Origin of the sequence: Collinsella aerofaciens (genome assembly GCF_015670745.1) — a bacterium.
GTDB lineage: Bacteria > Actinomycetota > Coriobacteriia > Coriobacteriales > Coriobacteriaceae > Collinsella > Collinsella aerofaciens_T.
In genome coordinates this window covers 1-22,703 of record NZ_JADPCH010000018.1, presented here as the reverse complement: position 1 = coordinate 22,703, position 22,703 = coordinate 1, and the positions used below count along the sequence as shown (strand labels likewise).

The 22,703-nt window shown below is 60.1% G+C and carries 19 protein-coding genes; 5 read left to right on the top strand and 14 right to left on the bottom strand.

Annotated features, from left to right (window positions below; translation table 11 throughout):
• Positions 1-248: 248 nt before the first annotated feature.
• The 12 genes from I4W07_RS07225 to I4W07_RS07170 all read right to left on the bottom strand — a co-directional run bounded on the left by I4W07_RS07225 (position 249) and on the right by I4W07_RS07170 (position 15,811).
• On the bottom strand, positions 249-1,733 hold the full coding sequence (locus tag I4W07_RS07225) for a UxaA family hydrolase (protein ID WP_006234768.1): 1,485 nt from the start codon (positions 1,731-1,733) through the stop codon (positions 249-251).
• 81 nt (positions 1,734-1,814) lie between these two features.
• Positions 1,815-3,329 carry a tagaturonate reductase gene (locus I4W07_RS07220; protein ID WP_196026110.1) on the bottom strand — a complete coding sequence of 505 codons (1,515 nt, stop codon included), beginning with the start codon at positions 3,327-3,329 and terminating at the stop codon, positions 1,815-1,817.
• 96 nt (positions 3,330-3,425) lie between these two features.
• Positions 3,426-4,853: a glucuronate isomerase gene (gene uxaC / locus I4W07_RS07215; RefSeq protein ID WP_195543841.1), complete on the bottom strand. Its 1,428-nt coding sequence runs from the start codon at positions 4,851-4,853 to the stop codon at positions 3,426-3,428.
• Positions 4,854-5,313: 460 nt separating this feature from the next.
• Complete coding sequence (locus I4W07_RS07210; protein ID WP_196026109.1) at positions 5,314-6,393, bottom strand: substrate-binding domain-containing protein; 1,080 nt, start codon at positions 6,391-6,393, stop codon at positions 5,314-5,316.
• Positions 6,394-6,537: 144 nt separating this feature from the next.
• A complete protein-coding gene (locus I4W07_RS07205; protein ID WP_006234772.1) occupies positions 6,538-6,738 on the bottom strand; it encodes a hypothetical protein in 201 nt (66 codons plus the stop codon).
• A 175-nt stretch (positions 6,739-6,913) separates the two neighbouring features.
• Positions 6,914-9,241, bottom strand: a complete 2,328-nt coding sequence (gene feoB / locus I4W07_RS07200) for a ferrous iron transporter B (RefSeq protein ID WP_196026108.1) — start codon at positions 9,239-9,241, stop codon at positions 6,914-6,916.
• Positions 9,242-9,364: 123 nt separating this feature from the next.
• Complete coding sequence (locus I4W07_RS07195; RefSeq protein WP_006234774.1) at positions 9,365-9,586, bottom strand: FeoA family protein; 222 nt, start codon at positions 9,584-9,586, stop codon at positions 9,365-9,367.
• 39 nt (positions 9,587-9,625) lie between these two features.
• Complete coding sequence (locus I4W07_RS07190; RefSeq protein WP_040358815.1) at positions 9,626-9,868, bottom strand: FeoA family protein; 243 nt, start codon at positions 9,866-9,868, stop codon at positions 9,626-9,628.
• 188 nt (positions 9,869-10,056) lie between these two features.
• The gene (locus tag I4W07_RS07185) at positions 10,057-10,305 is read right to left on the bottom strand and encodes an HPr family phosphocarrier protein (RefSeq protein WP_196026107.1); all 249 of its coding nucleotides are present in this window, start codon (positions 10,303-10,305) and stop codon (positions 10,057-10,059) included.
• Positions 10,306-10,726: 421 nt separating this feature from the next.
• On the bottom strand, positions 10,727-12,190 hold the full coding sequence (locus tag I4W07_RS07180) for an amino acid permease (RefSeq protein WP_196026105.1): 1,464 nt from the start codon (positions 12,188-12,190) through the stop codon (positions 10,727-10,729).
• Between the two features lie 153 nt (positions 12,191-12,343).
• Complete coding sequence (locus tag I4W07_RS07175; protein ID WP_035136853.1) at positions 12,344-12,799, bottom strand: NanQ anomerase/TabA/YiaL family protein; 456 nt, start codon at positions 12,797-12,799, stop codon at positions 12,344-12,346.
• 3 nt (positions 12,800-12,802) lie between these two features.
• A complete protein-coding gene (locus I4W07_RS07170; RefSeq protein ID WP_196026103.1) occupies positions 12,803-15,811 on the bottom strand; it encodes a glycoside hydrolase family 2 TIM barrel-domain containing protein in 3,009 nt (1,002 codons plus the stop codon).
• Positions 15,812-16,188: 377 nt separating this feature from the next.
• On the opposite strand from I4W07_RS07170, the gene I4W07_RS07165 reads away from it, so the two are divergent.
• On the top strand, positions 16,189-17,205 hold the full coding sequence (locus I4W07_RS07165; RefSeq protein ID WP_196026101.1) for a LacI family DNA-binding transcriptional regulator: 1,017 nt from the start codon (positions 16,189-16,191) through the stop codon (positions 17,203-17,205).
• Between the two features lie 119 nt (positions 17,206-17,324).
• Here the strand turns inward: I4W07_RS07165 and aspS are convergent, their stop codons facing one another.
• Positions 17,325-19,112, bottom strand: coding sequence for an aspartate--tRNA ligase (aspS, locus tag I4W07_RS07160; protein ID WP_196026100.1), 1,788 nt, complete (start codon positions 19,110-19,112; stop codon positions 17,325-17,327).
• A gap of 256 nt (positions 19,113-19,368) precedes the next feature.
• Between aspS and serB the strand changes: the two genes are divergently transcribed.
• From serB to I4W07_RS07140, 4 genes are all read left to right on the top strand, one after another.
• Complete coding sequence (gene serB, locus I4W07_RS07155) at positions 19,369-20,004, top strand: phosphoserine phosphatase SerB (protein WP_196026099.1); 636 nt, start codon at positions 19,369-19,371, stop codon at positions 20,002-20,004.
• 114 nt (positions 20,005-20,118) lie between these two features.
• Positions 20,119-20,901, top strand: coding sequence for a nickel pincer cofactor biosynthesis protein LarB (gene larB, locus I4W07_RS07150; RefSeq protein WP_196026098.1), 783 nt, complete (start codon positions 20,119-20,121; stop codon positions 20,899-20,901).
• Between the two features lie 10 nt (positions 20,902-20,911).
• Entirely contained in the window at positions 20,912-21,823 is a 912-nt protein-coding gene (larC, locus tag I4W07_RS07145; RefSeq protein ID WP_196026097.1) for a nickel pincer cofactor biosynthesis protein LarC, read from the top strand.
• 2 nt (positions 21,824-21,825) lie between these two features.
• The gene (locus I4W07_RS07140) at positions 21,826-22,365 is read left to right on the top strand and encodes a TetR/AcrR family transcriptional regulator (protein ID WP_196026096.1); all 540 of its coding nucleotides are present in this window, start codon (positions 21,826-21,828) and stop codon (positions 22,363-22,365) included.
• Positions 22,366-22,624: 259 nt separating this feature from the next.
• Here the strand turns inward: I4W07_RS07140 and I4W07_RS09275 are convergent.
• Positions 22,625-22,703: IS3 family transposase (locus I4W07_RS09275; RefSeq protein ID WP_196026061.1), on the bottom strand; the 79-nt coding region annotated here is incomplete at its 5' end.

The window sequence follows — 22,703 nt, the reverse complement described above, 5'->3', positions numbered from 1 at the left end:
TGAACGTTCACTTGAATAATATCCTTGAACGGTCGTTTTTTATCGCTGAACGGATATATAACTCGAAACAATCTCGATTACAGGGGCATTAACTGGGTTATGCTTTTTGAGCAATTAGGTGAACGTTTATTATTTCGCCCCTCGTGCCCCTATAAAGACGCGCCATAACAGACAGAACAAAATGGCCCCGCCGGGAACACTCCCGACGGAGCCATGGTCAATAGCGCCCTATACGGACTTGTTTGCCACTACAGGCAGACGCCGTCCTTCCAGATACTGATCTCGTGACAGCCACGGCGCTCGGCACTCGTAAGTTTACCGCTCGCCGTCTCCAGCACCAGCTGGTACAGATCGTGGGCTGCCTCGTCGAGCGTGCGCTCACCTGTGGCAATCACGCCAGCGTTAAAGTCCATCCAGTTGGCCTTGTGGTCACACAAACGCTGATTGGTGAACACCTTGAGCGTAGGCACCGGCGCGCCAAACGGTGTGCCGCGGCCAGTCGAGAACAGAATCACGTGGCAGCCGGCAGCCGTCAACGCCGTGGTGGATACCATGTCGTTGCCCGGACCGCACAGCATGTTCAGGCCGTGTTTAGTTGCCTGGCCGGCATACGGCAGCACGTCGACGATGGGGGCAGATCCGCCCTTTTGCACGCAGCCGCAGCTCTTGTCCTCGAGCGTGGTAATACCGCCGTCCTTGTTGCCGGGACTCGGGTTCTCATAAACGACCTCGCCGTGGCTAATAAAGTAGTCCTTAAATCCATTGAGCATGTCGGAGGCAGCGTTAAAGACCTGCTCATTCTCGCAACGGTCGAGCAGGATGCTCTCCGCGCCAAACATCTCGGGCACCTCGGTAAGCACCGACGTGCCGCCACGGGCGACGACCATATCGCTCACGCGACCGATCGTGGGGTTGGCGGTAATGCCCGAAAGACCGTCGGAGCCGCCACACTTAAGACCAATGACCAGCTCGGAGGCCGGAATGGGCTCGCGCTTGGACTGCTTTGCCAGGTCTGCCAGCTCGGCCAGAATCTTGTGGCCCTCGATTTGCTCGTCGGTTACATCCTGGCAGGTGAGAAAGCGAACGCGCTCGTGATCGAAGTCACCGAGCTCGTCGAGCACCTGCTGGTGTGTGCAGTTCTCGCAACCGAGCGACAGGAACAGCACGCCGGCCGCATTAGGGTGACGCGAGAGCGCCACCAGCAGACGACGCGTCTGGACATGGTCGGCGCCGGTCTGCGAGCAACCGAACGGATGCGGGAAGTAGTAGACGCCCTCCAGCGAGCCATCGACCAGATCCTGGGCCTGCTCGCACATGGCACGAGCGACTTCGTTGACACAGCCGACCGTGGGGATGATCCACAGCTCGTTGCGCGTCGCGGCACGACCGTCGGCGCGGCGGAACCCCATAAAGGTCTCGGGCTCAACCGACTCAACGACCGGATGCGTGGGGTTGTAGGTGTACTCGACCTCGCCCGAAAGGTTGGTCTTCACATTGTGCGTGTGGAGCCACTGACCGGGCTGGACATCGCCCGTCACGTGTCCGATAGGAAGGCCGTACTTAATGACGTCCTCGCCGGCGGCAATCGAGCGCACCGCCATCTTATGGCCCTGCGGAATATCCTCCGCGGCCACGACCTCGCCCACCCCGGGAACCGCGACGGCGGTGCCCTTGGCAAGCGGCGACAGCGCGACGATCACGTTGTCGGCCGGATTGATCTGGATAGTGTTCATTGCAAATGGTCCTAACCCTACAGGTTGAGCAGAAGTCGAGACGCGGGCACGCCGTCCCGCGCCCGCGTCTGCGCCGGAAATTTACGCCTGAGCGTTGGCGAAGGCCTGCTTGGCACCCTCGGTGCGCACGACGGCGAGCGCACTGACGACAAACTCCTCAAGACCGGCGATCTGCGTAAGGTCCTCGCCCCACATCTGCTCGTTGGTGAGCACGTCGTGCACCAGCTGGGCATCGTCGGCACCGGCGTGGGCGGCGTAGAAATCGAGTACGAAGGCGTCGTCCTGAGCGGTGTACTCGGTGCCGTCGGAGCGACGCAGGTGCAGGCCGTCGCCCTCGCGGGACACGAGCTCCTGCGTGTAGAAGGAGATGAGCGTAGCGAGGCTCGTCGCCAGGCACTTGGGCAGGTTGCCGGTCTCGGCAACGTAGTCCTTGAGCGTGGGCAGGTCGCGAGCGCGCCACTTAGCCGTGGAGTTGAGGCAGATGGAGAGCAGCGCATGATCAATAAACGGGTTGTCGAAGCGGTTTTCGACGGCGGCGGCAAAGGCCTTGCAGTCCTCGACATCCAAGTCGGCGGCAAGCGTCGGAATGACCTCGTCGTAGAGCATGGTGTTCATGAAGCCGCGAATGGTCTCGTCATGCATGCAGTCGCGCACGATATCAAAGCCGGCAACCCAGGAACCCGGAACGAAGGCGGTATGGGCACCGTTGAGGATGCGGACCTTGCGCTTTTTGTACGGGGTGACGTCGGGAGTCACAAAGACACCCGGAAGACCAGCCTTCACAAAGGGAAGCTTCTCGGCAAGCGACTCGTCGCCCTGGATGCCCCACATCTGGAAGGGCTCGCGCACGGCCAGGAAGGGATCCTCGTAGCCCAGACGCTCGGCAACCGCCGCGGCCTCCTTAGGATCGCGGATGCGGCCGGGGACGATGGTGTCGACGAGCGTGGTGCAGACGGTGCAGTCGTTAGCCATCCACTGCGCAAACTCGTCCTCCCAGCCCCAGTCGCTCACATACTGGTTCATGATGCGCAGCAACTCCTCGCCGTTGTGATCGATGAGCTCGCAGGCGAGGACGATGACGCCCGGCTTACCGGCAGCCCAGCGGGTGTGGAGCACCTGGGCAAGCTTGGCGGGGAAGCTCGCAGGTGGCATGTCGTCGGCCTTGCAGGACGGGTCATAGGCGATACCGGCCTCGGTGGTGTTGGAGACGATGATCTCTAGGTCGTCGGAGACGGCGACCTCCATCATGGCGCGATAGTCGTCCTCACGATACGGGTTAAGGCAGCGGCTGCAGGCGCTGATCACGCGTGACTCGTCAACCGTGTTGCCGTTCTCCTTGCCGCGCACCAGCACGGTGTACAGGTCGTCCTGGGCATTGATACCGTCGGCAAAGCCAAAGGCACCGCTGATGGGCTGCACCATGACGACCTTGCCGTTCCAGCCGGTGGCCTCGTTGCCCATGTCAAAGAAACGGTCGACGAAGGCGCGCAGGAAATTGCCCTCGCCAAACTGCAGAACCTTCTCGGGAGCATCCTTGGGCAGCAAATAGCCCTTGTAGCCGATCTTCTCGAGCGCATCGTAGCTGATGTTCTCCATCTGTGTCTCTCCTTAGATAGCTGTTAGCGTGCAGGCAAAACAGGGGCGCCGCGTGTGGCAACGGCGCTCCCGAGTTCGATGTGATTTGATGCGGGCTTAGGCCTCGACGGTGTCCAGGTCAAAGCCAAAGTAGCGGACCGCATTGTTGTAGCTGATGTCGCGTACAACCTCGCCCAGTAGCTCCATGTCGGCCGGGTACTTGCCCTGCTCGACCCACTCGCCGATCACGCTGCACAGCACGCGACGGAAGTACTCGTGGCGCGGATAGGACAGGAAGGAGCGGGAATCGGTAAGCATGCCCACAAAGTTGCCCAGCACGCCCTCGTTAGCCAGAGCCGTGAGCTGCTCGCGCATACCGACCTCGTTGTCGTTGAACCACCAGGCGGAGCCGTTCTGGATCTTACCGGCAGTCGGAGCCTCCTGGAAGCAGCCCATCACGGTATCGATCATGGTGTTGTCGATGGGGTTCAGACTGTACAGGATGGTCTTGGGCAGGCCGCAAGTCTCCTGAATGGAGTTGAGGAAATCGGCGAGCTGGTCGGACGGCGTGTAGTTGGAGATGCAGTCGTAGCCGGTATCGGGACCGAGCTTGGCAAACATGGCGCGATTGTTGTCGCGCTTGCAGCCAAAGTGCAGCTGCATGGCCCAGCCCAGACGGACATACTCGCCAGCGACAAACTGCATAAAGGCAGTCTTGTACTTGAGGACCTCTTCCTCGGTAAGCGGCTCGGCAGCCAGACCCTTGGCAAAGATAGCCTCGATCTCGTCGGCGGTAGCCGGGACGTACATAACGTAGTCGAGTGCGTGGTCGGATGCGCGGCAGCCCAGCTCGTGAGCAACGTCGTAGCGCTTGGAAATGGCAGCCTTCATGCCCTCAAAGTCGCTGACCTCAACGCCGGCAACCTCGGAGAGGTGCTTGCAGTAGTCGGCAAACTCCTGGCCGCGCTCGATGCGCAAAGCGGCATCGGGGCGCATGGCGGGAACGACCTGAACGTCAAAGCTGTCGTCGGCGGCAATCTTCTTGTGCCACTCAAAGCTGTCGGCGGGGTCGTCAGTAGTGCAGATCATGCGGACGTTGGACTGCTTGATCAGGTTGCGGCAGGTGAAACTGGCCTCGGCGAGCTTGGCGTTGGCAAGGTCCCAAACCTCCTGGGCAGTCTTGCCGTTGAGGACGCCCTCGTAGCCAAAGTAGCGCTTAAGCTCCAGGTGGCTCCACTCAAAGACGGGGTTGCCGACGCAGCGACCCAGGGTCTCGGCCCACTTTTGGAACTTCTCGCGAGCAGGGGCGTCGCCAGTGATAAAGCGCTCGTCGACGCCGTTGGCACGCATCAGGCGCCACTTGTAGTGGTCGCCGCCCAGCCAAACCTCGGTGATGTTCTCGAAACGCTTGTCCTCCCAAATCTCCTTGGGAGAAATGTGGCAGTGGTAGTCGACGATGGGCATGCCCTCGGCAAAGTTGTGGAACAGCTCCTCGCCGGTCTTGGTGCTCAGCAGGAAATCCTGATCGTCCATGAAGTTTTTCATCAAACAACCCCTTTGTTTGCGGAGCGGGCGCACAATACGCTCGTCATCCTCTAGGTGAACGTTCACCATACTAATCCATTACGACTCAAAAGGTGAACGTTCACCTAACAACCATGGGGTGAACGGTAGGTTTTGCCCGTTCAACGGTTGCCGGAGCTGTGACTTGCATGCATTGCGGACCGGTTGGCGTCCCCGAACACCGAACTTGAGCGCTTTTGCTCAGGTGGGTCATGTCCCGACGTACATTTTTGGGAGTATTCAGCATTAGAGCGCGCCGTGCGCCATCCTCAGCGTCCTATTTGGAACGCAGATAGCGCCCGATCGGCATAAAAAGTGCCCCCGATGGCAAATTACGCCATCGGGGGCACTTAAAACAGTCGTTCTGCACCTCATTCAGGGCATGCCAATGCTGAATACTCCCAAAAATGCACGTCGCAAGAGGGGGTACCTGCTCAATCGGCTAAATACCCGCAAGTTCGCAGTAGCGGTCGACATTGCTGGCAAATACCATCTCGACGGCGCCCTTCTGGACGGGCTCCGTCGGGGTCCTTCCCCACAGCAAATAATCGCCCAGTGTCTTGGCGCCGCGATACGCCAGGCTCGTCGGGTCCTTATAGACAATATTGGTAAAGATACCGCGGCGCAAGGCCAGGGCGCTTTCGGGAAACAGGTCGTTGCCGATCACCATGACCCGACCGGCCTTGCCGGTCGAGACGAGCGCGTCGGCAACCACTTCGGAACCAACGGCAAAAACGCTACAGATAAGTTCGGGGGCGTCCGGCGCACTCAAGCGCTTTTCGAGCTCATGCTCGAGTTGTTTGACTTGCGCATGGGCACCTGCAAGATCCTCAACCTGCCATGGAATATCACGTTCGCGCAGGTAATTGTGGAAGGCGCGGGCGGTTAGATAGTGCGAATCGGTATATGGGTCGCCTGTCAAAAGGAGCACGCGGGCGTCGGCCCCAGAAGCATGGACCAGGTTTGCCGACTGCTCGGCCATAAGGCTGCCTGCCGTCGAATAATCGGCCAAGCTCGCACCCAAACGATTCAAATGCGGACGGTCGCCGTCGACAAGCTCAATCGTCACGCCCGCCTCGGCGATCTGCCCCAAAAGCTCAGTCGCACGATCGTCGCCCGGCGCATAGGCGAGCAAGCCATCAATCTTCTCGCCCACCTGCAGACGCTCGTCGATTTGCTCGAGTGCATCAGCGTAGCCGCCCACGCCAAATTCAACGCGCTCAACCGTAATGCCCCGGTCGATGACCTCCTGTTCAAAGCGATTGCAGCCTTCCCACAGGTAACGGAAAAAGTACGCTCCTTCGCGCGATGCGCGGGGCAGGCAAAACACCAGATTGATATCCTTGCGGCGCAGGCTTGAGGCACTTGTGTTGCGGTGATAGCCCATGGCCTCGGCCTTAGCGTTCACCTTGGCGCGCACGGATTCGCTCACGCCGGCCTTTCCCGTCAGAGCCTTGTGCACGGTATTGATGGAAACGCCAAGCTCGGCGGCTATGTCCTTCATGGTTACGCGAGCGCTCATGCGGTTACTCCGTTATAGATAAGTTGCCAATTAATAGTCCAGTTAACGATACCCCAAAAATACTCTTCGACTCGCCGTGCTCTCCCTCAAATGCACAAAGCGCCCCGCGAACGGATGCCCGCGGAGCGCTTGGATGTCCGGACCTTATTTGATACCGCGACCCAAGTCTTCGGCGATTTTGTCTACGCCCTTAAGTGCAGCGCACGTCTTTTTGTTGGAGCAATGCCCCGTGCAAACGCCACCCTGAGCGCAGTCGGCGCAGGTGCCCTTGCGGTAGATGCGCACGCACACGGCGACAAACGCAACGCCGATAACAGCCAGTACAACAATATCGATAGGTGCCATAGCAAGCCTCCTCTAGTTAACCATCACTTACTTTACCCCATTCTCCACCTACCAAAAAGGGACAGGTTTATTTTGGTTGGTTTTATCTGCGGAAACGCCACATCTCTCCCACCAAAAAGCCCGAGTGTCACTGAGACACCCGGGCTCGTGGAAAGGGGTTGATCCTTATTCGGACTTAGGCGGAAACTGCAGCGGAAGCAGTGTTGGTCTCGTCCTCGTCGGTCCAAGCGTGCTTGGGCATAGGACGGAAAATCTGGAAGAGCATCGCGACCAGCAGCACGATAGCCACAACCGTCCAGAAGCCAAACTGCCCAAGGACAAGCAGGTTATAGAACTGGTTGATGAACAGGCCGATCACCCAAGCGAAGGCGCACTCGTAGCCGAGGGCAATCGCGGTCCACTTGCCGGAATCCATCTGGTTGCGGATGGTACCCATAGCGGCAAAGCACGGAGCGCACAGCAGGTTGAACGCGCCGAAGGCAACGCAGGCGCCCATGGTGGGGAACATGCCGGCAAACGCGGTCCACAGGCTCGGGTCGGTCTCGCCCGCGTCGGCGACGGACAGCAGCGAGCCGGCGGTGGCGACGACGTTCTCTTTGGCGACGAGGCCAGAGACAGTCAGCGCGGTTGCCTGCCAGGTGCTAAAGCCGAGCGGGGCGAAGATCCAAGCGACCAGGTTGCCCAGCATGGCGAGCACGGAGTAGTCCATGAACTCCTCGGAGATGCCGTCCATCGCAGGCAGGAAGCCAAAGGAGCCGTTGTAGCTACCAAAGTTGGAGAGGAACCACACCACGACGGTAGAGGCGAAGATGATCGTGCCGGCCTTCTTGATAAAGGCCCAGCAGCGCTCCCACACGTGCAGCGCCCAAGAGCGGATCGCCGGGAAGTGGTAGGCAGGAAGCTCCATAACAAACGGCGTCGGGCGGCCGGCGAAGAGCTTGGTCTTCTTGAGCATGAGGCCCGAGGCGATGACGGCAAAGACGCCCAGGAAGTAGAAGAGCGGGCTGATCCACGCGGCGGTGGTAGAAGAATCGCCGATGATGGAACCCATGAGCAGGGCGATGATCGGCAGCTTAGCGCCACAGGGAATGAACGTGGTGGTCATGACCGTCATGCGGCGGTCCTTCTCGTTCTCGATGGTCTTGGTAGCCATGACGCCGGGGACGCCGCAGCCCGAGGACACGAGCATGGGGATGAAGGACTTACCGGACAGGCCAAAGCGGCGGAACACGCGGTCCATGATGAAGGCGACGCGGGCCATATAGCCGCAGTCCTCCAAGAAGGACAGCATGACGAACAGCAGGAACATCTGCGGGACGAAGCCGAAGATGGCGCCCAAGCCGCCGACGATGCCGTCGCAGACCAGCGAATCGACCAGGCCACCGTCCTCGGTGCCGCCCGCCACAAGGGCGTCGTGCACCACGGTGGTGATACCCGGGACATAGGGGCCGTACTGTGCCGGGTCGACCGAGTCGGCATTGTCACCCGCAGCCTCGACGGCCGCGTCGTAGGCGTCGCGACCCTGGCCGAGCACATACCAACCGTCGGTACCGAAGAGCTGGTCGTTGGTGAAGTCGGTCACCGTGCCGCCCAAGGTAGAAACGGCGATGTAGTACACGCAGAACATGATGACCACAAAGATCGGCAGGCCCAGGATACGGTTGGTAACCACGCGGTCGATCTTCTCGGAGGTGCTCATCTTTGCCGGAGCCTTGGTGAGGCACTCGTCAATGATGTGGGCAATCACGCCGTAACGCTCGCCGGTGATGATGGACCCGGCGTCGTCGTCGCAGTCCTGCTCGCACTGGGCGACCAGCTGCTCCACGCGAGCGGCCTTCTCCTTGGTGAGGTTGATGAGCTTGCAGGCGTCCGCGTCGCGCTCAAACAGTTTGACCGCGTAGTAGCGGCGCTTGTTGGCGGGAACGCTCGCAGGCAGGTTATTCTCGATGTGGTCCAGAACGTCCTCGATGGAGGAATCGAACTTGTGCTCCGGCACCTGGCCCTTAGAAGCAGCGGACTTCTTGACCTGCTCGAACAGCTCCTTGATGCCCTTGTTCTTAAGAGCCGAGATCATCATGACCGGGCAGCCGAGCTTCTTGGAAAGCTTGTCCGTGTCGATCTTATCGCCGTTCTTCTCGACCAGGTCGGCCATGTTGAGGGCAACGACCACGGGCAGGCCGGTCTCGATAACCTGAAGCGCCAGGTACAGGTTACGCTCGAGGTTGGTGGCGTCGACAACCTGGACGACAACATCGGACTCGCCGCTCATGAGGTAATCGCGCGAGCATTGCTCCTCGGGGCTGTAGGGGGAAAGCGAGTAGATGCCAGGGAGGTCCGTGATGGTAACGTTCTTGTCGCTTAGGAGCTTGGCCTCCTTTTTCTCAACCGTGACGCCGGGCCAGTTGCCAACGTAGCCGTTGGCGCCGGTGATCAGGTTGAAAAGCGTGGTCTTGCCGCAGTTGGGGTTACCCGCCAGCGCGACATGGATCTGAGAATCCGCCATTCAATCCTTCTTCCTTGTGTGCCCGCGCTGCTTTCTCCGCACGGGCTGGATAATGTGCTTCAAAAATGCTGCATTAAGTTAGAAATACCTAACTTTATCTGCAGAAATATACGCCGCGAGCCCTTATTGGACCTCGACGACGGCGGCCTCCTCCTTGCGGATGGAAAGCTCGTAGCCGCGCACGTTGATCTCGACCGGATCACCGAGCGGTGCAACCTTCACGACCTTGAACGAAGTGCCCTTGATGAGCCCCAGGTCCATAAGGTGGCGGCGAAGCGCACCCTCACCGTGAAGCTTGACGATGGTGGAGCTCTCGCCCACCTTAACGTCACCCAACGTCTTCATCCTCTTGTCCCCCTTTCGGTTTTTATGAAATGCTGCAGACTAACCGACGGTCATGATGTGCATGGCAACCTTGGAATCGATACCAAAGCGTGCGCCCAGCACAGTGACGATGATATTGGCGCCACTCGAGCTCACCACGTGGATTTCGCTGCCCTCGACAAAGCCGAGGTCCTTGAGGTGGTGCTTCATATCCTCATTGCCCTTTACACGAGACACGCGCACGGTTTCGCCCGCTTTTACCATCGAAAGCGGCATTGCCGGCATCTGCGGTCCGCAAGACATGAGTGGCTCCTAACGTCAGTTCGTCCTCAACATCGACGCGGTAAAAGTTAACCACGCCTATGTTCGCTTTAGTAAACTAACACGTGGTTAACTTTTTGGAAAGGGTCCCCATTCAGATTTCGAAAAAGTTTCCTATACGAAACAAAAGGGCACGGCAAAGGACCATCCTTTACCACGCCCTATCATGCTTAGAGTGAGAGATTTCTGATCGACGTAACGCAGGAAGCCTCGTCTACGCCCGAAACGCGGAAGATGATGTCCTCGCCGCACTCGCCGTAGAGAGCCATGAGTCCCATGACATCGCGGCCATTCGTGTGGCGATCGCCGATACTGACTGACACGTCGCAACGATGCTTGGCAATGATGTCATAGAGCAGCGCAACCGGGCGGGCATGTAATCCCAACGGATCTTTAATCGTCTTTGTAAACTCGACCATGTCCCCTCCCACGACATCGTACATTCGGCTGGCAAACCCAGCCATGTGGTAGTTATTGTAGCGTTAGATGCTTGTCGAGGACCCTTTCGGACACCCCGTGGACAAAAAGTGGCAAATATGAGTACTGTCACAAATTTAGTAGCAGCAGAATTGAGAGCAAATTGGCCGATTTGGCCGATTTTAATGTTTTGGAAGCCATCGAATCGCGTCTATAGGGGGTTAGATAAATTGATTTTGAGCCCATTTTCGCTCAGAACAGGCCGAAAAATATGACACCTCTTTTGCAACAGTACTCATATTTGGCATTTTTTGCCCACAGGGTCCAAAACCATGCTCCAAAACACAAAAGGAGGGGCCTCGTAAGGCCCCTCCTTAGGAAAGGGAATCGATTTATTCCACAGCCGTAGATTAATCCTAGCCGCTACTCCATCATGTCGAGGACGGAGGGGCGAAGCTCGTTCTCGGCGGCCTCGGGATCGGTCTCGCGCAGGCGGTTGATGTAGCGGTTGTACCACATCACGGCAAGGCCCAAGAAGACAACCACGCCGCCAACGTTGTAGACCAGCGTCAGCCACAGCGGCTGATCGAGCGGAATGGTGCCGCAGATAAGCACGAAGCAGAAGACCACAAGCAGGAATGCGGCAACGACCAGGCCAAAGCTGCGCGAACCCATGCGGAAGCCACGGGGAGCGGCGTCAAAGTTCTTGCGCAGCATAAAGTAGGCAAGCAAAATCAGCAGCGGTGGGAGCAGAGCGGTGGGAGCCGTCATGTTGGTGACGATCATGAGCAGGTCGTCGAGGTTACCGGAGCCCAGGGCCGGAATGATCAGGATGGGGACGACGATGGCGAACTGCAGCCAAGCAGCGCGGGCAGGAATGCCATGCTCGTTGAGCTCGACGATCTTGCTACCAAAGACGCCCTTGGGGATCTCGGTGAAGAAGACCTTGATGGGAGCGGAGGTCCACATCATGAGGGAGCCCAGCGTGGCGGCGAGAAGGATCAAGCCGATGGCGCGCGTAGACACTTCCATGGGAATGCCAAAGTGGGCAAAGACAGCGCCGAATACGTCGAAGATACCGGTGGAGATGGCAACGCCGCCCTCGGGGATGAACAGGTTAACCAGCAGCGAAGCGCCTGCATACAGAAGGCCGATGGTCAGGCCGGCGATAACGACGGTGCGCACGAAGGCCTTGACGCCACCCTTAAGGTCGTTAAGGAACACGCCGACAGACTCAGCGCCGCCAACGCCCTGGATGATCCAGGCAAGCGTACCGAAGAAGCCCCACGCAGTTGCGAAGTTGCTCATGTCGGGAGCCATGTTAGCGGGAGTAGGAGCCGTAGCGAACTCAACGCCGCCAAAGGCAGCAGCCAGGGACAGCAGGATGAACACGGCGGTCAGGCCGAGAGCCGCGGTCGAACCGAAGGAGGAAATGGAGCCGATCCACTTAGCGCCCTTGGTCGAAACCCACGTGGCGATAGCAAAGACGACGATCTCGATAATGGTGATCCACAGCTGCGAAAGCTCGGCGTTGGCACCAAAGAACACGTAGCTCGCGTAGATGATGACGTTGGGCAGGACGGACGCAAAGAAGAACAGGTTAACAAACCAGTAGCTAAATGCCGTCAGGAACGCCCAGCGACCACCCATCGAGGTCTTAACCCATGCGTACACGCCAGACTCGGAGTCCTTGTTGAGGCCGACGAACTCGGCGGTAACCAGGGTATAGGGGACAAAGTACAAAAGCGTGGCGAAGAAGAACGACGGCGCAGCTGCCAAGCCGATGGCCGCGTTGTTGTTGATGATGTTCTTGATACCGAACACGGCGGCGACCGTCATGCCCAGCAGAGCGAACGAACCAATCGTTCCTCGTTTTTCAGAGCTCATAAGCCCTCCCAATCATCTATTAAATGTCATCTAAACCCGTCCGAGCTGCAAGTGCAAACACGGACGGCGCACCTGCTAAGGGGAATGGGGAAAAGGGAGTCAACAAAGCCATCCCCCTTAACGGCGCGAAGCAAACGTCCAGGCGGACGAATACTACTTGTTGGGGAAGGAATAACCTTCGACCGTCACGTGCAGTACCACGACGCGGGGATCCGCGGCATCGGCCACGACACGGTAGGCCTCGTCAATTTCGACGACGGCAACGCCGCCGGCGGGAATCGTCACGGTCTCCCCCGCCCCCTCAAAGCGCTCGCGATCATCGATATCGCTGTAAGCGCGGGTGCAGGTGAGGCCTGCCTTGGGGGCAACCTCGACGGTCAGGTCGCCGTCGAGCGGAGCGAGCACGGCATGGTAGCGACGGTGACCGACCAGGTCGGCGGTTGCGGCCTCGCGGGCATAGACCCACCAGTACACCAGCGAGTCGCCGATGGAGTACGCCACATCGTGCTGCAGTTCAGAAACGCCGTCGAGCGCCTGGCCGGTACGCATCCACTTCTTGACGGACTTCATCTGAGCGTCGAAATCGGCGCGCGAGTTAAAGACATGCATGGCTTATGCCTCCTTAATGGGTGCCAGCGCCTGAGCCAAATCGGCAGACATCAGCGGTCGCAGGGACACCTCAAAGCTGAAGCTCTCAAAACGGGTGCGATAGGAATCGAGCACCTCGGAACCCCAAGAGTTCGAGCCAAGGCCGAGCAGCTGGTCGTTGATGTTAACCGTGACCGTGTCGCCCGGAACAAGGTCGTAGACGTGCTTGGCATTATCAATAGCCTCGCAGCTATAGGGCCATGCCGAGAACGAGAACGGGTTGGAAGCGGCGTCGGCCGGACGAGTCACCAGCACGCCATCACCGTGGCTAGAGCGCAGGGCAACCCAGCGGGTACCCTCGCGGTTGGCACAGTCCTGAGGCATAACGTAGGGCGTGAACATGTCGTCGACCGTAGTGCGGTAATGACCGACCGGGTTGGCACGCAGCGAGTCCGGATAGTTCTCGCCCGGGCCGTGGCCATACCACTCGACGGCACGATCGCAACCGGGAACCTCAAAGGAGATGCCGATGCGCGGGATAATGTCCGAATAGTCGCCGTAGGGCTCGCCGGAAACCTTGAGGTCGACGCGACCGCTCGGAAGCACGGTGTAGACAAGCTCGACGCGCATGCCGAACGCACGGACGGGAGGAGCAATGCGTTGGCTCACGGTAACGGCGACCGCATTGCCGTCCTGCTTCCAAGAAACCTTGCGGGTGGACGTCTGCATTACATCGATGAAGTTGTCCTTCCACAGGGAGTCGTACTCCTGGGCGTGGTTGTCGACGAGCGGATGCCAAAAACCAACCTGGGGGCCAGAGGCCATGACGTCGCGGCCGGATGCCTTCCACTCGCTCACGGTGCCGTTTACCTTGCTGAAGGTCAGCTCGCCGTTGAGGGAGTGAATGCGAATCTCCTGCTCGGTCTCCTCGACCGTAAGCTCAGGACGAGTGGGGGCCGCAATGGCCGGCGCCGGATGGTTTGCGATGGCAAACTGGTTTGCGCCCAGTTGGAACATCGGCTCGCACCAGACGTGAGCGGCCATGGTGTAGGCGCGCACAGTCAGCAGGGTCTCGCCTACCGCGGCCTCGTGAATCACCAGCGGAAGCTGGACGGACTCACCGGGGGCAACCGCACCGGGCATGAGCGTCTTGCGGCAGACCACGTCGCCGTCCACCAGGGTCTCCGCCGACAGGCAAACATCCTCGAGGGTGGTAAACCAGCGCTTGTTGGTGACAGTCAGCTCGCCCGCCTCGGCGTCATAAGCCATGCGAACCGGGCAGATGACCTGGCCGTACTCGGTAAGGCCCGGGCTCGGCTGCTGCCAAGGGAACACCATGCCGTCGATGCAGAAGTTGCTGTTATTGGGGTAATCGCCGTTGTCGCCACCATACATATCGTAGGCAACGCCGTCCTCGGTCACAGCAGCCAAACCGTGGTCGCACCATTCCCAGATAAACTGGCCTTGGATGCAATCCCAGCGATCGAAGACCTCCTGGTACTCGGACAGACCTCCGGGGCCATTACCCATGGAGTGGCCATACTCGCAGTTGATGCGCGGCTTGGGGAACGGATGCTCACCAAAGTCGTTCATCTGCGACACACGGGAGTACATCGTGGAAATGACGTCGACGGTATCGGCGTTGCGGTCCTCCTCGTAGTGGACCGGACGACCATCGAGCTCGTGAGCCTTGGCGTACATCGCGCGGATGTTGCAGCCATAGCCGCTCTCGTTGCCCAGCGACCACATGATGATGCACGCGTGGTTGCGCTCCTGCATCACCAGGCGCTCAATACGGTCGACGTAGGCCGGCTCCCATGCCGGGTCGTCGGTAACCAGGGCGATGTTGCCGATATTCTCGAAGCCGTGGCTCTCCATATCGGTCTCGGCGACCAGCATGATGCCATACTCATCACACAGCTCGTAGAAGCGCGGGTCATTGGCATAGTGAGAGGTGCGCACTGCGTTGATGTTGTGCTGCTTCATGAGCTCCAGGTCGCGGCGCATGCGATCGAGGCCCACGGCGCGGCCCTTGTGATCGTCGTGATCGTGGCGGTTGACGCCATGCATTTTAAAGTAAGTGCCGTTGAGGTAGATATGATTGCCCTCGACCGTCACCTCGGCAAGACCCTGGCGATGCGGGACGTACTCGCTCACCTTGTCGCCGTCGTAGACCTCAAACGTAAGATCGTAGAGGAAGGGGTCCTCGGGATTCCAGAAGTGGGCATCGGTCACGCTGCACTCGGCATGGCTGTCGACGCACTCACCCGTAGCCACCACGTTCTCGCCATCGCTGAGCGTAAACACAACGCGGGAAGCGCCCTCGGCAACCGTATCGAGCGTGATCAGAGCGGCATCGCCCTCGCGGTGCGTGCGGAACCTAAAGTCGACCAGGTGCGCGGCGGGACGCTGCATAAGGTACACATCGCGGAAGATGCCCGAGGCCCACCACATGTCCTGATCCTCGATGTAGCTGCCATCGCTGTACTGCAGGACCTTGACCGCAAACAGGTTGTCGCCCTCGACGAGCGCGTCGGTCACGTCGAACTCGGCAGACAGGCGCGAACCCTTGGTCATGCCGATATACTGACCGTTGACGTACAGCTCGCCATAGCTCTCGATGCCGTCGAAGCGAATGATCTCGCGAGCGCCGGCAGGAACGGCGGGAAGGTTGACGATGCGCTGGTAGACGCCCGTGGGGTCGTCGGAGGGAACGAACGGCTGATCAACCGGGAACGGGAAACCCTCGTCGGTGTAGGCAAGGTTGCCATAGCCGTCCACCTGCCACAGGTGCGGAACCTCCACGTGATCCCACTCGGGCTTGTACGTGGAGAGTTCCTCGTTGGAGACGGCAGCGGGGCCCTCAAAGAGGCGGAACTGCCACGAGCCGGACAGCTGGACAAACCCGCGCGACAGCTCGCGGCTGTACGTTGCAGCGAGATCGGCGGTCTCGTAACCCATAAAGTACGCATGGGGTGCCAGGCGGTTCCTGTGGGTGAGCGCTTGGTTTTCCCAATCGTTAATGGCGTCCATGGTGATGCTCCTTCGTCATCGTAGTGCTTCTTTGTGCAACCGGTTATCCTTATCTTACGGGCGGTGCAAAAATCTGTGCAACCGGTTGTCCTCCGAACGGTCGATTTTGCCGGATTAACGGTGCAACCGGTTGTACAACCATGCTACTTATGTCACCCTAAGCTTAGGTACACAGCACAGGGCATCATTCTTGAACTCTCAGACAACTGTCGCGCCTGCCCATGTCTCGCCCATACATGCCGTGCTCAGTCGCAGTTTGATTGCAAAACGGCACCGGTCACCGGATACCATGAACGCTGTTCAGGCGCACTATAGTAAGCTGTATCCGCACCAGCCCGTATCAGTAACAACATCGACCGCATTTTCCAGGAGACGCCATGACCCAACCAGTTCGCACCGCACCGACGCTTGCCGAGGTTGCTGCAGCTGCCGGTGTTTCGCGCTCCACGGCATCGCGTGCCCTCAACGACTCCCCCCGCATTAGCGAGGAAACTAAAAAACGCGTCCGCGCGGCTGCCAAGGAAGTCAATTTTGTACCCAACGCACGCGGCCGGGCGCTCGCCGTCGGACGCACGGAAATTATCGCCGTACTGGTTACCGAGCCTTTGAGCGAGCTGTTTAGCGATCCCACCTACAGTGAGTTTTTAAGCGGTATTACCGAGGAACTTTCGGAGTCGTCTTACTTGCCCGTGATCTTGCAGGCATCTTCCTCGCATGAGCGCAATCGCGCACGCGAGCATTTTGAGCGCCGCTCGTTTGACGCCGTCATCGACGTCTCGCCCTACAAGGGCAGTGAGCTGCTCGAGGTGCTGCGCGAGCTGGGCGTACCCACCGTGTTGTGCGGCCAGCTCGAGGGCCACCCCTATCGCGATGTGTTCTCGACGGTCTACTCCGACGACGAAGAGGGCGGACGCTTTGCGGCGCTCGCTATGAAAGATCGCGGACGCAAGGACATCGTTGCCGTGCTGGGACCGCAGGATAACCCCGCCGTCGTCGACCGCCTTCGCGGCTACCATGCAATTTTGGGCGAAAGCCTTCCGGATGAAAATGTCATCTATACCGGATGGAGCAGCGGAGACGGCTACCAAGCCACGCGGCGGCTGCTCGCGCGCGCAATACATGCCGACGGCGTGCTATGCGGGTCGGACCGTATCGCAACCGGCGTTATCGCCGCATTCAACGAAGCGGGAATTAGCGTACCCAAAGACGTTTCGGTCGTAGGCTTCGATGACCACGAGGTCGCAGCTCGCAGCGTCCCCGCGTTGACGACCATTCGTCAGCCGCTTCGCGAGGAAGGCCGCATGGCCGCAGGCATTGCGCTCGATATGATCAACGGCGCCGCGCCCACCACCACCGTCATGCACATGCAGCTCGTTCAGAGGGACTCACTGTAGAAAACTTGACCGGGCTTTCCGCGACGTCCGGTCACCCCATGCCCTCGCAACCTCGGCGCATAAAAAACGAGGAAAGGCACGCGTCCTTCCCTCGTTACAGGCAATATGTAGCCGCTTGCCTACATCAGGCGCAGGCTGACGTCCTTGAGCTGGGCGCCACTAACGGCACTCGGGGCGCCCGACATGAGGTCGGAGCCGCTGGCCGTCTTGGGGAACGCCATGACGTCGCGGATGGAGTCGGAGCCGGTGAGCAGCATGCACACGCGGTCCAGACCCAGAGCGAAACCGCCCATCGGGGGCGCGCCAAACTTGAGGGCCTCCATGAGAAAGCCGAACTGCGACTCGGCGCGCTCCTCGGTAAAGCCCAGGAGCTTGAGCATGGACATCTGCATCTCGGCGTTGTGGATACGCATACCGCCGCCGCCAGCCTCAAAGCCGTCCATGACAAAGTCATAGGTGCAGGAACCGGCTGCCAACGGGTCGGCCTCGATCTTGGCGATGTCGGTCTCGGTCGGCAGGGTAAAGGGCTGGTGCTCGGCAGCATAGGCCTTGCGATCCTCGTCCCAGTGGAACAGCGGGAAGTTGACGACCCACAGGAAGTCGTGGCCCTCGCGCTTGATCTCGAGTGCGTTGGCCATGTGAGAACGCATGCCGCCCAGAATCTCGTCAGAGAGCAGGCGCGGGCCGGCGGCGAACATCACAAGGTCGCCGGGCTCGACGTCCATGCGCTCGCGCAGAGCCGCCATCTCCTCGTCCGAGAAGAACTTGACGATGGGGCTGTTGATGGAGCCGTCCTCGCGGAAAGCGATCCAGGCCAGACCCTTGGCGCCAAACGTGGAGGCCACGCCGGCGAGCTTATCGATCTTGGCACGTGCCCAGGCACCGGCGCCCTTGGCGTTAATGGCCTTGACGACAGAGCCCTCCTCGTTTGCGGCGGTCGCAAAGACCTTGAACTTGGAGTTGGCAAAGATGTCGGTCAGGTCGACCAGATGCATGCCATAGCGGGTATCAGGCTTGTCGGAGCCATAGGTGTCCATGGCATCCCAGTAGTTCATGCGACGCAGCGGCGTGGGCATCTCGACACCCATGCGGCCGAAGGCATCGGACAGGACCTCTTCGAGCGCGCTCATGACATCGTTCTGGTCCACGAAGGACATCTCGATATCGACCTGGGTGAACTCGGGCTGACGGTCGGCACGCAGGTCCTCGTCGCGGAAGCACTTGGCGACCTGGTAGTAGCGCTCGACGCCACCGACCATGAGCAGCTGCTTCAGGAGCTGCGGGGACTGCGGCAGGGCGTAGAAGTTACCCGGCTGGATGCGGCTGGGGACGATGAAGTCGCGGGCGCCCTCGGGCGTGGACTTGAACAGGGAGGGCGTCTCGACCTCCATGAATTCACGGTTGTGCAGCGCCTCGCGAATGGCAAAGGTAAAGTCGGAGCGCAGCTTGAGGTTAGCCATCATCTCGGGACGACGGAGGTCCAGATAGCGATAGCGCAGGCGGGTGTCCTCGCTCGTCTCGATGCCGTCCTCGATCTGGAACGGCGGGGTGACGGACGTGTTGAGCACTTCGGCGTGGTCGGTCAGGACCTCGATCTCGCCGGTCGCGAGCTTGGTGTTGGTGGTCTCCTCGCCACGGGCGCGCACGACGCCGTGGATCTTGATGGGCCACTCGGGACGCATGGTCTCGGCGATCTTAAAGGCATCGCCATCGGAGTGCTCGGGGTCGAAGGTGAGCTGCGTGATGCCCTCGCGGTCGCGAAGGTCGCAGAAGATAAGGCCGCCGTGGTCGCGGCGACGGCTCACCCAACCGGTGAGGGTGACCTCTTCGCCCACGTTCTCGAAGCGAAGCTCGCCGCAGGTACGGGTGTGCATGGAATGCTCATCGATGGGACGGGTCTGGCTCATACCAGTGATCCTCCTTTATGGATCTGTGCCGCCCCGTGTCGTTCCGGGCGGCGTCGTACAGATTTGCCCAGCCTGCGTAAACCGCGCAGCCGGACATGGCGTTCTATTTTATCGCACCCGCGTCGATGCGCCGCGAAAAAGTAGCTCTTGTCCAAAGACTTGACGGAGACGAAACAATTGACGCACCGCGGCCGTCACCCAGGCGCGCGGCGTGCGACAATATGCCCCAATACAACTGCGCTCGGAAAGGCCCGCCATGACTGCACGCCTCATCGTTATGGATATCGACTCCACGCTCATCAACCAGGAGGTCATCGACCTGTTGGGCGAGGAGGCCGGCGTGGGCGAGCAGGTAGCGCAGATCACCGAGCGCGCCATGCGCGGCGAGCTCGACTTTAAGCAGGCACTCGAGGAGCGCGTGGGACTGCTTGCCGGCTTGGACGAGAGCGTGTTCGAGCGCACCTTTGAGCGCGTGACGTTTACCCCCGGCGCGCTGGAGCTTGTGCGCTCGGCACACAGCAAGGGCTGGAAGGTAGGCGTGGTAAGCGGCGGCTTTCACGAGGTCGCCGATAAGATCGTGGCCGCTGCGGGCATCGATTTTTGCCTGGCCAACCGCCTGGAGGCCGTAGACGGCAAGCTCACGGGTAAGCTGGCGGCCGACATCGTGACCAAGGAGTCCAAACTTATCCAGATGCTGGATTGGGCAGTTGAATGCGGCGTCGATATGGCTCACACCGTCGCGATTGGCGACGGCGCCAACGACATCCCCATGATTCAGGCCGCGGGCACGGGCATCGCGTTTTGCGCCAAGCCCAAGACGCGCGAAGCCGCCCCGTTTGCCATCGACGAGCGCAACCTGATGCTCGCCATGGACATCATTCTGCGCGACTAGCCGATCCATCTAACAATTGAATCAGTCTGTCCTATAGTTTCCGAACAATTTTGTCTTAGTGTTCGGAAACATACCCTTTGAGTGCTAGACTTTGCGCCGTCGAAGGGAACATATATGGATAAGCGAGATCTTGAGCAGCTGCTGAGCGATGTTGCCGGCGGATCAGTCACCCCTGCCGACGCCCTCACGCGCATCCAGACGGCTCCAACCGCCGATCTGGGTTTTGCGCAGCTCGATCTTTCGCGCGGGGTGCGCCAGGGAGCCGGCGAGGTTGTCTACGGCGCCGGTAAAACCGCCGAGCAGATTGCCGCCATTATCGAAGCGCTGCACGATGCCGGCCAGGAGCGCATCCTGGTCACACGCCTGGACGCCGAAAAGGCAGCCCGCACCTCGGAGCTCCTCGACAACGGCATCGACCTTGGATATGTCCCGGACGCACAGCTCGCCCTCGTGGGCGGCAAGCCCTCCCCTACCGGCAACGGACGCATCGTTGTTGCCTGCGCAGGTACGAGCGACCTGCCCGTCGCCGAGGAAGCCGCATTGACGGCCGAATTCTATGGCAACGAGGTCGACCGCCTCTACGACGTAGGTGTCGCCGGCCTGCACCGTCTGCTCGCACATGCCGAGGAGCTTGCCCAGGCGCAGGTGGTCATCGCCATCGCCGGCATGGAGGGCGCCTTGGCGAGCGTTATCGGCGGTCTGGTGAGCTGTCCGGTCATCGCCGTTCCCACCAGCGTGGGCTACGGCGCGAACTTTGGTGGCGTAGCCGCGCTGCTCGCCATGCTCAACTCCTGCGCCAGCGGCGTTTCGGTCGTCAATATCGACAACGGCTTTGGTGCCGCCTACCAGGCAAGTCTTATCAATCATCTGGGCGCCGACACGCCCTGCGCCCGTTAAGGAGCATTCCATGTCCAACCATCAGCACACGCTTATCATCGACGGCACCTCGGGCATCAGCGGCGATATGACCGTCGCGGCCCTGCTCGACCTGGGCGCCAGCGAGGAACACCTGCGCGAACAGCTCGCCACGCTGCCGGTCGACGGCTTTTCGATCGCCGTCACGCGTGCAAACAAGCATGGCATCGACGCCTGCGATTTCGATGTCCAGCTTGCAGAGGAGCTCGAGAACCACGATCACGATATGGCCTGGCTCTACGGCAACGAAGCGGCTGCCGAGCACACGCATGAGCATGAGCACCACCATCATGACCGTGGCGAGCACGAACACGAGCACTGCCACGAGCATAGCCATGAGGACCACGGTCATGGCCATGAGGACCATCATCATGCCCATCACCATCGTTCTTTGGCGGATGTCACCGCTATCATCGATGGCTCACAGCTAAGCGATGGTGCCAAGCGTCGTGCCCTCGCCATTTTTTCCGTACTCGCTGATGCCGAGGCAAAGGCTCACGGCAAAACGCCCGACACCGTCCTGTTTCACGAGGTGGGCGCCGTCGACTCCATCGTCGACGTCTGCTCTGTTGCCATCTGCCTCGACGACCTGGGTATTGAGGACATCGTGGTCGAGTCGCTCTCCGAGGGACACGGAACCATCCGCTGCGCCCACGGCCTCATGCCCATTCCCGTCCCCGCTGTCGTCAACCTGTGCCAGGCGGGCAATATCGCCCTCACGCCTGCACCGGTCGCCGGCGAGCTCGTGACGCCCACGGGCGCCGCCATCGTCACCGCGCTGCGCACGTCCGACCAACTGCCCTCACGCTACCGCATCGAAGCCGTCGGCTACGGCGCCGGCAAGCGCCCCTACGAGGGTTGCTCCGGTACGCTCCGCTGCCTGCTCGTTCACGCGGACGCATAGCCATGGATGCCCGCAAGGCAAAAAGCCGCGCTGCCATCGTTACGGCGTTCTCCGAGCTCCTGTGCGAGAAAGACTACGGCAAGATCACCGTCGGCGACATCATCGCTCGTGCCCACGTAGGTCGGGCCACGTTCTACGGGCTCTTCAAGAGCAAAGATGACCTGCTCGCTGAGCTCGTGCGCGATATCTGCACCCATGCCCTCGACGATGACGGTACGCCCCTCGATGACCCACTCGTACAGGTCGAGTATATCCTCAACAACCTCTGGAATCGTCGGCAGGGTGTACGGGCACTGGTAGCCGGCGCCGGCTCACGCGTCTTCGCCGACTGCTTACGCAAGACCATCATGTCACGAGCAGCCGAAACCGTGCCCGTCGACCCCTCAGGCCCCGCCGGCACCATGGACCGAAGCTTCCTACTACACCACATAGCCTCAAGCTTTGTAGGAATGGTCCAATGGTGGGCCTGGCACAATTTCCAAGCAGATAAAGCCGACGTAGCCAAAGACTACCTCTCAGCCATAAAGCCCCTCTTCACCTAAGTAAGAAGCTCATCCCAAATCATCGACCCAACCCAGGGCTCCGCGCACCCCAAAGTGTCACTCGCGCCTCAACGCCCCCACCAGCAACAAGCCCCTCCCATCCAAATTCTGATATATATGTTGGGTTGCTTGCTCGAGCGCAGCAAAGACCCCGCAGCCGTCCGCATGGGGTAACTTCCCAGCGCACTCCGCAGGACGAAAGAACCCCCGCCGCACGAAGTTGAACTGCACCCCAAAACTTGGACGGCTTAAATAAAAGCTACGCCGCAAGGGACTGGCTCCGGAACTCCTCCGGGGTCAGTCCCTTCAGTTTAACCTGGCGCCTCCTCGTGTTCCAA

Bases quoted from the DNA above. Each gene is read 5' to 3' on its own strand.
- I4W07_RS07225 (WP_006234768.1), bottom strand. From the start codon at position 1,733: ATGAACACTATCCAGATCAATCCGGCCGACAACGTGATCGTCGCGCTG.
- I4W07_RS07220 (WP_196026110.1), bottom strand. From the start codon at position 3,329: ATGGAGAACATCAGCTACGATGCGCTCGAGAAGATCGGCTACAAGGGC.
- uxaC (WP_195543841.1), bottom strand. From the start codon at position 4,853: ATGAAAAACTTCATGGACGATCAGGATTTCCTGCTGAGCACCAAGACC.
- I4W07_RS07210 (WP_196026109.1), bottom strand. From the start codon at position 6,393: ATGAGCGCTCGCGTAACCATGAAGGACATAGCCGCCGAGCTTGGCGTT.
- I4W07_RS07205 (WP_006234772.1), bottom strand. From the start codon at position 6,738: ATGGCACCTATCGATATTGTTGTACTGGCTGTTATCGGCGTTGCGTTT.
- feoB (WP_196026108.1), bottom strand. From the start codon at position 9,241: ATGGCGGATTCTCAGATCCATGTCGCGCTGGCGGGTAACCCCAACTGC.
- I4W07_RS07195 (WP_006234774.1), bottom strand. From the start codon at position 9,586: ATGAAGACGTTGGGTGACGTTAAGGTGGGCGAGAGCTCCACCATCGTC.
- I4W07_RS07190 (WP_040358815.1), bottom strand. From the start codon at position 9,868: ATGTCTTGCGGACCGCAGATGCCGGCAATGCCGCTTTCGATGGTAAAA.
- I4W07_RS07185 (WP_196026107.1), bottom strand. From the start codon at position 10,305: ATGGTCGAGTTTACAAAGACGATTAAAGATCCGTTGGGATTACATGCC.
- I4W07_RS07180 (WP_196026105.1), bottom strand. From the start codon at position 12,190: ATGAGCTCTGAAAAACGAGGAACGATTGGTTCGTTCGCTCTGCTGGGC.
- I4W07_RS07175 (WP_035136853.1), bottom strand. From the start codon at position 12,799: ATGCATGTCTTTAACTCGCGCGCCGATTTCGACGCTCAGATGAAGTCC.
- I4W07_RS07170 (WP_196026103.1), bottom strand. From the start codon at position 15,811: ATGGACGCCATTAACGATTGGGAAAACCAAGCGCTCACCCACAGGAAC.
- I4W07_RS07165 (WP_196026101.1), top strand. From the start codon at position 16,189: ATGACCCAACCAGTTCGCACCGCACCGACGCTTGCCGAGGTTGCTGCA.
- aspS (WP_196026100.1), bottom strand. From the start codon at position 19,112: ATGAGCCAGACCCGTCCCATCGATGAGCATTCCATGCACACCCGTACC.
- serB (WP_196026099.1), top strand. From the start codon at position 19,369: ATGACTGCACGCCTCATCGTTATGGATATCGACTCCACGCTCATCAAC.
- larB (WP_196026098.1), top strand. From the start codon at position 20,119: ATGGATAAGCGAGATCTTGAGCAGCTGCTGAGCGATGTTGCCGGCGGA.
- larC (WP_196026097.1), top strand. From the start codon at position 20,912: ATGTCCAACCATCAGCACACGCTTATCATCGACGGCACCTCGGGCATC.
- I4W07_RS07140 (WP_196026096.1), top strand. From the start codon at position 21,826: ATGGATGCCCGCAAGGCAAAAAGCCGCGCTGCCATCGTTACGGCGTTC.